Below are 12,237 nucleotides of genomic sequence, written 5' to 3'. Positions count from 1 at the left end.
TTGTCTGCAGTATAACAGAAGCCACTAAAGGCTGCCGCTCTTCTCTTTATAATTCTATTTCATCACCGGGTTCCATGATGAATCCATTTCCCTCTTCAAGCAGGTCAATGAATCGATTGGGGTCCTGTTTGATGACAGGGAAAGTATTATAATGGATTGGCACAACCTGTTTCGCTTGAAGGAATGTTGCAGCAAGCGCCGCATCTTCAGGCCCCATCGTGAAATTGTCGCCGATCGGTAAAAAGGCAAGGTCAATCGGATGGCGCTCCCCAATCAATTTCATATCGGAATATACCGAAGTATCGCCGGCATGATAGATCGTTTTGCCTTCTATCGTAAGCAACACACCAGCTGGCATCCCTAAATAGATGATTTGTCCATCTCCTGCATTGAAGCCCGTACCATGAAAGGCAGGCGTCAGTTTCACTTTTCCAAATTCGAACTCATAAGCTCCACCGATACTCATTCCATGAGTGCGAACGCCTTTTGCACCGAGGTAGTCGGCAAGCTCTGCAATACCGATGACGAGCGAATCATGTTTCTTAGCCAGTTCAACCGTGTCACCTATGTGGTCATTATGACCATGTGTTATGATGATCACATCAGGTTTGATATCGTCAACCTTCAAATCGGTTAATGAATTTCCATTAATGAACGGATCGAATAAAATCGTTTTGCCGTTCGTTTCGACTTTTACAACTGCATGTCCATGAAAAGATACTTTCATTTATGATGCTCCCTTCTCCTACCTACTAATTTTCAATCAATAAGCTTTCTTAGGACTTTCCCATTTACTATGCTTTTAAATATTGCTAAGGTAATTATATCTTATTATTGGAGGTAACGTCATGAATGAACGTTTGACAGAATTACAAGATTGGCTACAGACCAATGAGGTTGAAGCCGCTTTTCTTACATCCACTGAAAGCATCTTCTATTTAAGCGGATTCTTTAGTGACCCTCATGAAAGACTGCTTGCACTTGCCATTTTTGCAGATGCCGACCCATTCCTGGTTTGTCCGCAAATGGAAGTGCCGGATGCCAAGCATGCTGGATGGGATGGGGAAATCATCGGATATACCGATATTGAAAACCCATGGGAAAAAGTTAAGCAAGCTGTGGTAAGCCGTGGACTGACCATTAATAAAATGGCCATTGAAAAAGAGCATATGAACGTGGAACGCTACGAGCACATCCAGCATCACTTCGGAGCACCAAAGCTCGTTCCCGCAGAAGAAAAACTTCAAAAGATGCGAATGATCAAGTCAGAGGATGAAATGGTCAAAATCCGCGAAGCCTGCCGACTTGCCGACTTCGCGATCGAAGTGGGCGTAAGTGAAATCCATGAAGGTAAAACGGAAATGGAAATCCTTGCAGCGATTGAGTATGAATTGAAAAAGGCCGGAGTCAGCCAAATGTCATTTTCCACGATGGTGCTAACCGGAAAGAATGGTGCCTCGCCTCATGGTACACCAGGAAATACGAAGGTTCAGCGCGGCGACCTTGTCCTCTTTGACTTAGGCGTCGTTCACGAGGGGTACTGCTCTGACATCACCAGGACCGTCGCTTACGGTGACATCAATGATAAGCAGGCAGAAATATACGAAACGGTCCGCATAGCCCAGGAAGCTGCCGTAACCGCCAGTAAACCAGGCGTTTCCTGTTCGGAAGTTGACTTGATTGCCAGAAACATCATCCGCGATAAAGGATATGGTGAATTCTTCCCGCACAGACTTGGCCATGGCCTTGGTATCAGCGTCCATGAGTATCCATCCTTGACTGAAACGAATTCCTTGAAACTTCAATCCGGGATGGTTTATACGATCGAACCAGGCATCTATGTTCCAAATGTTGCAGGCGTCAGGATCGAGGATGATCTATTGATCACCGAAACAGGCTGTGAAGTTCTGACCAAATATCCAAAGAGTCTGCAAATCATAAAATGATGAGGTGACCACCCTCTGGAACCCCCAATCTCAGTCGAGAGGGGGGTTTTGCTTTTTATTCTTCATAACTAATCGGTCCTTATTCCGTGCTTCACGACTTTATCACTGCCGTCAAACGAAATGACCAGCCATTCACTATCTATCCTTATGAATCCCCTCTCGGCACCGAGATAATAAACAACATTATCTTCCTCTTTTAAAATATTCCGTTACTGTTGGTGACCCTAAAAGCGGGATCACTTCTTCTTTTGTCTTCCCTATCAATTCATGTTCATTGATTAGGTCATCTACTAGGTACACTCTGCCTTCATCATCATTTATCCATCCTTCAGTGGTGAACCTTGATTCATATTCATTTATTCCTAACAGAAGAACAAAGCCAAAGCCCGTTATGATTATAAATCTATTTTTGATTTTCCTTTTATTATCCTGATCGCTATACTCCCATGAGATCCATTGAAAAAATAGTAAAAGGACAAACGGAAGCAGCATTGCTGTTATACTCATTAACCTGATCGAAGCATGTACAGAATTGATGTAAAAAATGTAAACGAAATAGATCAAAGCATATAAAAGCACGTATAAAGCTAGTGCGTAGTTTCCAATTCTTGTAACACTCAATGAAAAAACTCCCCTCTCGTACTAAATTTACCATGTAATGAATGTACTTATTTTTTCACCATAGTAAGGCTGGGTTAGTATTTCCATGTGGTTATTTCCAGAGCATTGGCAAAACCATTCGCTCATTGTTATAATGGAGATAATAACCAACAAGAACGCCATAGTATATTAGGAATGAAATAGAAGGGGGAGATCCATTATGAATAGTATAGATTATAAAAAGATTCTCGTAGCGGTGGATGGTTCGGAAGAAGCGGAGTGGGCATTAAAAAAGGCCATCTATTTGGCTAAACTCAGTGACGCGACCCTTGTGCTGGCACACATCGTCGATACTAGGAATTTCCCTACAATCGAAGCTTATGATATGACCCTCCGTGATAGTTCTGATGCCTTTGCCAATGAGCTTTTGGAAAAGTACAAAGCGGAAGCCGTTGCATCCGGGATCGCAAATGTTCAAACTGAAGTGTCATATGGTTCACCTAAGGTTCAAATTCCAAAAGATGTAGCGAAAAAACATTCAATCGATTTAATTGTATGCGGTGCTACAGGCCTTAATGCCGTCGAACGCTTCCTGATCGGCAGCGTGTCGGAGGGCATCGTTCGCAATTCAAGCTGCGATGTAATCATCGTGCGTACGAATACCGATAAATAATCAGCAAAAAAGCTCGTTCACCAAGTCGGAGAACGAGCTTTTTTTTGCTGTTATTTATTCACTAGCTTCTCCGCTTTTGCGATAGCAAGCTGCACTTGATCAAAGCCAGTACCGCCCGCACTATTACGGCGTTTAACAGCTTCGTAAGGATTTAATGCATCATAGATATCATTTTCAAACAGCTCGGATGCTTCCTGGAATTGCCCGATGCTCAAGTCGACTAAATAGCAGCCATTCTGCACACAGAACAATACAAGCTTCCCGACCACTTCGTGCGCCTCACGGAAAGGCATCCCCTTTGAAGCTAAATAATCAGCTAACTCCGTCGCATTCGAGAAGTCATTTTTTGTTGCTTTTTCCATTACGTCCGTATTCACTTTCATCGTTGAAATCATGCCGGCAAAAATTTTAAGTGAACCAACAATGGTTTTAACCGTATCAAAAACGCCTTCTTTATCTTCTTGCATATCTTTGTTATAAGCAAGTGGCAGTCCTTTCAAAACGGTCAATAATCCAGTTAAATTCCCGTAAACCCGGCCAGTTTTCCCACGGATCAGTTCAGCCATATCCGGGTTTTTCTTCTGCGGCATTATGCTGCTGCCCGTTGAAAAGGCATCATCCAATTCAACAAATTGGAACTCTTGGCTAGACCACAGGATGATTTCTTCGCTGAAACGGGATAAATGCATCATCATCGTCGCACTGTTGCTCATGAACTCAATAGCAAAGTCCCGATCACTTACCGCATCAAGGCTATTTTCATATATCCCATCAAAACCTAACAGCTCGGCACTGAGCGCTCGATCAATCGGGAAGGTCGTCCCGGCCAATGCCCCTGCTCCCAATGGCGAGATGTTGATTCTTTTGTAGCTTTCGGAGAAACGCTGCTTATCACGCTCAAGCATCCAAAAATAAGCCATTAAGTGGTGAGCAAATGAAATGGGCTGTGCCCGCTGCAAATGTGTATAACCTGGAATTAGTGTTTCCACATTTTTCTTGGCTTGTCCCAAAATCGCTTCCTGAAGATCATTGATAAGCTGCAGAATCACCTTCGTTTGATTGCGCATATATAAATGAAGATCTGTTGCAACCTGATCATTACGGCTTCTGCCAGTATGGAGCTTTCCGCCAACTGGACCGATTTCGCTTATAAGCATACTTTCCAGGTTAAGATGGATATCCTCCATCTCAACCTTAAAAGTCAAATCACCGTTCTCGGCTTTTTCCTGCAAACTTTTCAGCCCTGCAATGATTTGATCTGCCTCTTCAATAGGTAAAATGCTGCATTGCTTTAGCATCGTTACATGAGCTAAGCTCCCTTGAATATCTTCAAGGACAAGTTCCTTGTCAAAGGAAATGGAAGCTCCGAATTCGTCTACCCATTCCTCTGCGGATTTTGTGAATCTTCCTCCCCAAAGCTTGCTGCTCACACTGTCACCTTCTTGTTATTGACCATGCTGTTCACTTTCGTTGGAAGTCCCCATAGCTTGATGAATCCAACTGCTGCATCATGATCGAATTCATCCGCCTTTGTATAAGTAGCCAATTTTTCATCATAAAGGGAGTACTCGGATTTTCTGCCTTCTACGATTGCATGACCTTTGAATAGTTTCACACGAACTGTTCCCGTTACGTTCACTTGTGTTTCTTTCAGGAATGCGGCCAATGCTTTTTGAAGCGGTGAGAACCAAAGTCCTTCATAAATCAATTCGGTCATTTTCTTTTCGATCACAGGTTTGAAGTGAGCCAGCTCTTTTACAAGCGTAATGTCCTCAAGCTCTTTATGCGCAGCAATCAATGTCATCGCCCCAGGAGCTTCATAGACTTCACGGGATTTGATTCCTACTAATCTATTTTCCACATGATCAATACGTCCAACTCCGTGCTTACCGGCAATTTGATTCAGTTCAACAATCAAGTCAGCCAGTTTATAGTGTTTGTTATTCAACGTGACAGGAACACCTTGTTCGAAACCAATTTCAATTATGTCAGCCGTATCCGGTGTGTTTTCAAGACTTGCAGTCACATCATAAGCCTCTTCGGGAGGAGCGGCCCATGGATCTTCCAGGATTCCACATTCATTGCTTCTTCCCCAAAGGTTTTGATCAATCGAGAATGGGCTTGCCAAGCCAATCGGTACAGGAATTCCATTTTTCGCTGCATATTCAATCTCTTCTTCACGAGACCATTTCCAATCACGAACAGGTGCTAGAACTTCCAAATCAGGGTTCAGAGCTGAAATGGAGACTTCAAAACGCACTTGGTCATTTCCTTTTCCCGTACAACCGTGCGCAACAGCTACCGCATTTTCCGCTTCAGCCACTTCCACTAATTTCTTCGCAATCAGCGGACGTGATAGCGCCGATACCAATGGATATTTCCCTTCATACAAAGTGTGTGCCTGAAGGGCCGTTAAAGCGAATTCATCCGCAAATTCATCTTTAGCATCAATTACATAAGAACTGACCGCACCAACCGTAATCGCTTTTTCCTTAATGAAGTCAAGGTCTTTCCCTTCACCGACATCCAAGCAGCATGCCACAACTTCATATCCTTGATCTTGTAACCATTTAATTGCGACGGAAGTATCCAAACCTCCGGAATATGCTAAAACAACTTTTTGATTTCCCATTTTCATCGTCCCTTTCGTGTGAATAAAAATTCATCTATTGTTATTTTTATTCATTCTATGATTAGTACTTTATCATTTTTATAGAAGGAATACAAGGGGTATTTTGAAGAATTAGCTAAAATTCCCGTTCCTATTCTAAGGCTCGTCATACATTGGATGCTTCCACCGGAATATAGTAAACTAAGAGTATGAAAAACTAAAAAAAGTGGAGGGAATATGAAAGAGTTATTTACCTATGATGAACGGCTCGGCATCGCCATTCCTGATTTGAACGTGGAGTGGGATGAATATACAAAAGGCGTGCAACAGCAAATACTTGTGCATTGGGAGAATATCCGGGGGAGCATCCCCGACCGCATTAAGGAGCTGGAATCTGCCATTAACCTGAAGCAAAATCAGCTCTCCGATGAGAGTGACTTCGCCATATCATGCCAGCTCAATTCCGAAATTGCGGAACTTGCTTCGATCATCAATGACTTGTGGCTCTGGTACCGGACCAATCAGGGCGTGAGTGAGAAGATGCATAATTAAGGGCTACTTCATGCAAAAAAGGCCACAGGAAAATAAAGTACCCTATAGAATAGACACGTTGAAAAAAGTCTATCCTGTAGGGTACTTTTGTTTATAATAAGAAAAAACACAATGGAGTGAACTGGTTGTATTCGACAGATAGTTCCTTTCCGCCATGCATCAATACGAAGATAGAATTGCGTTTGCCTACAGTTTTGGAGGAATTGGACCTCGATCGTTGCATTGCACTGCGGGCGCTCCGTGAGCCTCCTTGGCTTTCAGCTTGCCGGGGTCTCACTAAGACGCACATTTCTAAACAGGAGTCTCGTTTCCTTCCGGTTCATTCTTTTAACATTTAGATAGTACTTCTTTGGCTCAGAGTTTTGGAGGTTATGGACTTCGACCGTTTCGTTGCACTGCAGTTGCTCGCTTTCCGCGGGCGGTCGGGGAGCCTCCTCGGCTTTGCGGGGTCTCCCCTATACCGCATTACCCGCAGGAGTCTCGCTCCTTGCGTTTCATTCCACTTTGCGTGAAAACGAGAATTAAACTTTTGTTGCCCTCAGATTTGCGATTACCACCATAATTGAGGAAGTGTAGCCTAAAAAAGATGCCGCCTGCAAAGTACAGACAGCATCTCCTTTAAGTTGCCGAGCTTTTAAAACGTGATCTTTTTGCAATTGTCTTACAAATCCTTCCTTAGTTCACCGACGATATGTCCCAACTCCGGAAGAATCAATTTATTCATCGCAAGCCGCACCGCACCTGATGAGCCAGGTGTGGAAAAAACGGCTTTATCGTTCACGATTCCGGCAGCGGCCCTTGATAATATCGCCGCCGAGCCGATGTCCTCCTGATAGCTAAGCATACGGAAAAGCTCACCGAAGCCGGGAATTTCCTTGGTCATCAATTCTCTGACCGACTCGATCGTTACATCTCTTTTAGCGATTCCGGTGCCGCCATTCATCAAAATGATATCAACCTTGCCGCTTCGGCAGCCGCCCTTAACTGCAGCTTGAATCACATCTTTTTCGTCTTTTACAATTTCGTATCTTGTCACTTCATGGCCATGCGCTTCCAATAGTTCCTTCATCAGTGCGCCGCTTTTATCCGTTTCCTCATTACGCGTATCGCTAACGGTTATCACCATGCAGCGAATAGCCTCCGTAATCGCCTTTTTATGAATATTGACGCTCATTAATCATCAGCCTTCTTCTCCCGTAAAAAACGATATTGATAAAATTTCTGGGCAAATTCACTGACACTCCGGGTCATTTGGTAATTGGCACCTGCCCCGATGGCGATGCTGATGAATGGAATGCCCCGAACGAGTTTTTTGCGGAAAACAGTAATGGATAAAGCCTTCAGCAACTGCTTCAGTGGCTGCTCCATCCAGGTCGGGTTTGTCAGTTCTTCAATTCCCAAATAAAAATAATCATCTTCTGCGGTTTCGATTTCATGAATCAATTCTTCCCAAGCTATTCCCTGGAGTCTCTTTGGCATCGCTCCTGCATTGAAAACCTTAAGAGCCACCATCATTTCGAAAGGCGTATTCACCTCGAAGCCATAAGACATGGCGACAAGCTGCACAGTACGGATATTGATGACCGTCATGGCGGGTAAATCACTCCCAAGCAGAAGCCGGCCTCCCGATCCGCTCATCCCTCCTTGTGCAAATGAGTATAAACGATGCTTGGCAATATGCTGATTTGCTATGTAATTCAACTGGTCGATCGATAAAAGATTCAAATCACCAAGCATTTCGATTTCTTCATTAAAAACGCGTGCTGAGGCTAAAATCCGCTCCCTTGCATCTATTTGGATTTGTGAGCTCTGTACCATGGCATGCAAATGAAAAAGCCATGTGTCGAGTTTTTCAAAAAACTGTTGCTGGACGTTTTCAGGAAGCAGTGAAAAGCCCTGCTCTAACCATTTATCATACAATGCAGCAATATCCGTCGGCTCATATTGGTATAAATTTTCTTGCCATTCATTGATTTCATTCCAAACTTTCAATTCCCGATTGGTGAATTCCATGCATCAAGCCTCCTATGTACAGAATTGGTTGATTCTCCCTTAAGTATATCATACGCGATGCTTTTTCAAGTATAGAGGATGACCCGCCCAGAGTTTCACAAGGGTGAGGACAGTCAAAAAAAAAGATGAATGTGTCTTACAATCATTTGGGTGTGTTCATTAAAAAAATTCCCTTACCGGAAAGAACGGTAAGGGAACTTCTGTTCGCAAAATCAAGAAGGCATATTTTCCTCGTTTCCGTTTAAAGCAACCTTCATCGTATCCCTGACGATCATGATTTCTTCATTAGTGGGGATGACCATCACTTTGACTGGTGAATACGGCGAATTGATGAATGCTTCCTTACCTGTGGAGGTACGGTTAAGGTCTTTATCCCAATAAACACCCATGAATTCAAGTCCCTCCAAGATCCGGGCTCTAATGGCTGGGCTATTTTCACCGATGCCTGCTGTGAAAATGATGCCATCCACTCCCCCCATTTTGGCTGAATAAGAACCGATATACTTGTGAATCCTGCCTGCAAATACTTCAAGGGCGAGTTTAGCCCTCTCATTGCCTTTGTCCGCTTCGACTTGGATATCGCGCAAATCGCTGGAAAATCCGGAAAGAGCCAGCATACCGCTTTTCTGATTCAAGACATCCAGCACTTCATCAGCTGTTTTACCTGTTTTTTCCATGATATATGGCATGAGCGCAGGGTCGATATTACCTGAACGTGTTCCCATTGTAACACCTGCCAACGGGGTAAATCCCATGGAGGTATCCATCGACTTACCACCCTTTATGGCCGTGATGCTGGCACCATTCCCTAGATGGCATGATAACAAGCGAAGCTGTTCAAGCGGACGGCCAATCATATCTGCGGCCCGTTGGGAAACATACTTATGGGAAGTGCCATGAAACCCATACTTCCTTATTCCATAATCTTCATAATATTCAAAGGGTAAGCTATACATATACGAACTTGCAGGCATCGTCTGATGGAAGGCAGTATCGAATACCGCAACTGCCGGAACATCGCCTAATATTTGTCTGAAGGCTTTGATTCCCGTGCTATTGGCCGGATTATGAAGGGGTGCCAACTCTGAAAGCTTATCGATTTCCTTGATCACTTCCTCCGTAATCAGGACCGAATCACTGAACACCTCACCACCATGCACCACACGATGGCCAACGCCATCTATTTCGTCAAAGGAGTCAATGATGCGATGATGAATCAGCTTTTTCAACAAAATACCTACAGCCACTTCATGATTAGGTATATCCATCGTTTCAGAAACATTTTCGCCTCCGACACTCAAAGTAAAAGTGGAATTCTTCAAGCCAATCCGTTCCACAAGACCTTTTGTAATTACTTGTTCATCAGGCATCTCAAAAAGCTGAAATTTCAATGAAGAGCTGCCTGCATTTATTGCGATGATTTTTGACATCCATCCTGCTCCTTTACTCTAAGCTAGTCTACATTTTCTTATGGTTCCCTAAAAAGAAATATGCAGTATATCATACAATCTTATCATGGCAGGTGGATACTACCAAATAATAAGAGGAGGTAAAAAATACCCAACCCGTACAAACAAAAAAATGAAAGCCAATGCGCATCGCATCAGCTTTCATTTGTTATTTTTCCTCTTTAAACCAATCATCCATCTGTTGCATCACGGAACTTGTCGCTTCAAAATCCGAAAGCTTTGGAAGTTGGACGAGCAATGCCTTTTTCGGGGCTTCGATACCTTCTTTTTTCTTTTGAAGGATCAGAATGCTTTTCGCTGCCGCTTCATTTTTGAACATCGAAAGCGGCAGTTGCACCATTCCTTGGATATGTGTTTGTTTTTTCAGGAACTCATTGAGTTTCGGCGCTTCATCCGAAACGAATAAGTTATTCGGGACGATGAAGAAAAGATATCCGCCGTCCTTCACATGTTTAACACTTTGCTCGATAAACAAATGGTGTGCATAGGAATGTCCCTCTCCAGCCTTCAATTCGTATTCGTTTGCACGTACATCATTTGGATAATAACCAATCGGCAAATCACTGACTACGACATCCGAGGGATCGATGAATAGCGGCTCCAAGCTGTCCTGATTGTGGAATTCGAGCGGGTGCTCTTGTAGGTTGGCACCTGCATAAGCGAGCTTGATCAAGGTTTCGTCAATCTCGACGCCATATGAAGCGATGTTTTTTTCAGGCAGTTGGTTCAAGATCGCAAATAACAAGTTCCCTGTTCCGACGGCTGGATCGAGCATGATCAACTCTTTTTGATCCTTGGTGAATTTACCGACTAAATAACTGACGAACATGCCGACAGCATCGGGGGTCATTTGATGGTTCGGTTGCACGCTCTGCTGCATGCCCTTTAGTATAGCGAGCTGATACGCTTTACGGATTGCTTCCTTCTCATATTTCTCAAGTGAAAAGTCCGCATAATGCTTTAATAACCTTTTCTTCGATACTTCACTTATTTCTTCCTGCAGCACTTTCCCTTGAAAGAAATTCTCGCCCGTTTCACCTAGGGCATCAAGATACGTACATGAGAGTTCACTTTGCAATATCTGTGCTGTTTCATTGAATTCATTAAATAATTGTTCAACTGGGGTAGACTTCACTTATTAATTCCTCCTGTTTGCTTCTGTCCCTATTTTAAAGGTAACAAGAAAGAGATACAAGCCGGAGACCCTAGGAATCGTCCTTGGCTGTACTACGGACGGACCGCTTTTGGAAAAGTGAGTATCTTCAGTGCAACGAAACGATCGAGGTCCAAACCCTCTAAAACTGTGGGCAATCGNGGGTTCCATCTTCGTGTTCACGCAAAGTGGATTGAAACGGAAGGCAACGAGACTCCTGCGGGAAATGCGCGTCTACGTGAGAACCCGCATGCGGAAAAGCCGAGGAGGCTCAAGGACCGTCCGCTGAAAGGGAGTAACTATAGTGGAATGAACCATCGAGGTCCAAACCCTCTAAAACTGTGGGCAATCGGGGTTTCATCTTCGTGTTCACGCTAAGTGGAANAAACGGAAGGCAACGAGACTCCTGCGGGAAATGCGTGTCTACGTGAGACCCCGCAGGCTGAAAGCCGAGGAGGCTCACGGACCGCCCGCGGAAAGCGAGTGCCTGCAGTGCAATGGAACGACCAAAAGTCCAATCCACCAAACTTTCATCAATCAAAATTCCTTCTTCGTGTTCTCAGCGCTCGCGCTGTGGGGTCTTCCCACAACCGCATTTCCCAGAGAAGTCCTGCACACCCGCTTCAATCATCTTTGTTATAAAATTTAGATATAAACCATACCCGAGGAGTTGAAGATATTGCGGGCCAGTTGGTTCGGAATACCACTTGATCAGTTACGTTTTCGGAGGCTCTTTTGTTTACAAACTGAAGCACTGTGTTGTTGCCTAGTATTTTTTTTTATTGGATAGGCTCAATCAATGACCAAACAGAGTACTATACATGAGGTGGTGATTATATGGATAATCAAAATCAATACTATCATGGGCAGGTTAATCCGATAAACCAGCAACATGATATTCAGTCAGCAGATGAATTTAACAGGCAACAACAAAGCTATCAACAAGGGTTTCGGCAAGGATATCGACAAGGGTATCGACAGGGGTATAGAGATGGATATAGGGCAGGGCAACAAGCGGGTTATTATCCAAGACAAATGCCGTCTTGGCCTAATGAAGTTGACATAAAAATAGGTACACCTAATGGTCAAGAGTGGTCTGGCAAGATTGTTTTACCATTAAATGGTGAGAGTTTAGAACCCTAACTAAATCGATATATCAATCCTAAAAAAACGTGTATCAGAACGAATTGTATGGTCGGCACGCACAGATTTTAGATACG

The 12,237-nt window shown here is 43.7% G+C and carries 13 protein-coding genes; 5 read left to right on the top strand and 8 right to left on the bottom strand.

The genetic code is table 11. The features are described from left to right. Window positions 1-46: 46 nt before the first annotated feature. Entirely contained in the window at window positions 47-727 is a 681-nt protein-coding gene (locus ASU00_RS00185; RefSeq protein WP_057911438.1) for a metal-dependent hydrolase, read from the bottom strand. Between the two features lie 121 nt (window positions 728-848). Between ASU00_RS00185 and ASU00_RS00180 the strand changes: the two genes are divergently transcribed. Then, window positions 849-1,946 (top strand): M24 family metallopeptidase, encoded by a 1,098-nt coding sequence (locus ASU00_RS00180; RefSeq protein ID WP_057911437.1) that lies wholly within the window; start codon window positions 849-851, stop codon window positions 1,944-1,946. 183 nt (window positions 1,947-2,129) lie between these two features. On the opposite strand, the gene ASU00_RS00175 is transcribed toward ASU00_RS00180, so the two are convergent. Then, a complete protein-coding gene (locus ASU00_RS00175; protein ID WP_057911436.1) occupies window positions 2,130-2,567 on the bottom strand; it encodes a hypothetical protein in 438 nt (145 codons plus the stop codon). A gap of 199 nt (window positions 2,568-2,766) precedes the next feature. Between ASU00_RS00175 and ASU00_RS00170 the strand changes: the two genes are divergently transcribed. Beyond that, on the top strand, window positions 2,767-3,219 hold the full coding sequence (locus ASU00_RS00170; RefSeq protein ID WP_057911435.1) for a universal stress protein: 453 nt from the start codon (window positions 2,767-2,769) through the stop codon (window positions 3,217-3,219). A gap of 50 nt (window positions 3,220-3,269) precedes the next feature. Here the strand turns inward: ASU00_RS00170 and argH are convergent, their stop codons facing one another. Further along, window positions 3,270-4,649, bottom strand: a complete 1,380-nt coding sequence (argH, locus tag ASU00_RS00165; protein ID WP_057911434.1) for an argininosuccinate lyase — start codon at window positions 4,647-4,649, stop codon at window positions 3,270-3,272. Further along, window positions 4,646-5,851 carry an argininosuccinate synthase gene (locus ASU00_RS00160; protein ID WP_057911433.1) on the bottom strand — a complete coding sequence of 402 codons (1,206 nt, stop codon included), beginning with the start codon at window positions 5,849-5,851 and terminating at the stop codon, window positions 4,646-4,648. Before ASU00_RS00160 ends, argH begins: the two co-directional genes overlap by 4 nt. A 216-nt stretch (window positions 5,852-6,067) precedes the next feature. Here ASU00_RS00160 and ASU00_RS00155 point away from each other — a divergent pair, with 216 nt between their 5' ends. Then, window positions 6,068-6,382 carry a hypothetical protein gene (locus ASU00_RS00155; RefSeq protein ID WP_057911432.1) on the top strand — a complete coding sequence of 105 codons (315 nt, stop codon included), beginning with the start codon at window positions 6,068-6,070 and terminating at the stop codon, window positions 6,380-6,382. Window positions 6,383-7,043: 661 nt separating this feature from the next. Here the strand turns inward: ASU00_RS00155 and ASU00_RS00150 are convergent. The 4 genes from ASU00_RS00150 to ASU00_RS00135 all read right to left on the bottom strand — a co-directional run bounded on the left by ASU00_RS00150 (window position 7,044) and on the right by ASU00_RS00135 (window position 10,999). Beyond that, window positions 7,044-7,556 carry a MogA/MoaB family molybdenum cofactor biosynthesis protein gene (locus tag ASU00_RS00150; protein ID WP_057911431.1) on the bottom strand — a complete coding sequence of 171 codons (513 nt, stop codon included), beginning with the start codon at window positions 7,554-7,556 and terminating at the stop codon, window positions 7,044-7,046. Then, window positions 7,556-8,395, bottom strand: a complete 840-nt coding sequence (locus ASU00_RS00145) for an EcsC family protein (RefSeq protein WP_057911430.1) — start codon at window positions 8,393-8,395, stop codon at window positions 7,556-7,558. The genes ASU00_RS00150 and ASU00_RS00145 overlap by 1 nt, the downstream gene beginning before the upstream one ends. A 212-nt stretch (window positions 8,396-8,607) precedes the next feature. Further along, window positions 8,608-9,825, bottom strand: a complete 1,218-nt coding sequence (locus ASU00_RS00140; protein ID WP_057911429.1) for an acetate kinase — start codon at window positions 9,823-9,825, stop codon at window positions 8,608-8,610. A 187-nt stretch (window positions 9,826-10,012) separates the two neighbouring features. Continuing rightward, window positions 10,013-10,999, bottom strand: a complete 987-nt coding sequence (locus ASU00_RS00135; protein WP_057911428.1) for a class I SAM-dependent methyltransferase — start codon at window positions 10,997-10,999, stop codon at window positions 10,013-10,015. Window positions 11,000-11,179: 180 nt separating this feature from the next. On the opposite strand from ASU00_RS00135, the gene ASU00_RS25945 reads away from it, so the two are divergent. Then, the coding region (locus ASU00_RS25945) for a hypothetical protein (protein WP_236712555.1) at window positions 11,180-11,395 on the top strand (216 nt) is incomplete at its 5' end. Between the two features lie 459 nt (window positions 11,396-11,854). Further along, window positions 11,855-12,160, top strand: a complete 306-nt coding sequence (locus tag ASU00_RS00130) for a hypothetical protein (RefSeq protein ID WP_057911427.1) — start codon at window positions 11,855-11,857, stop codon at window positions 12,158-12,160. Window positions 12,161-12,237: the final 77 nt, after the last annotated feature.

Source organism: Peribacillus muralis (assembly GCF_001439925.1).
GTDB classification, from domain to species: domain Bacteria; phylum Bacillota; class Bacilli; order Bacillales; family DSM-1321; genus Peribacillus; species Peribacillus muralis.
The sequence above is the reverse complement of the archived record's forward strand: the minus strand, read 5'-3'. Positions and strand labels throughout refer to the sequence as shown.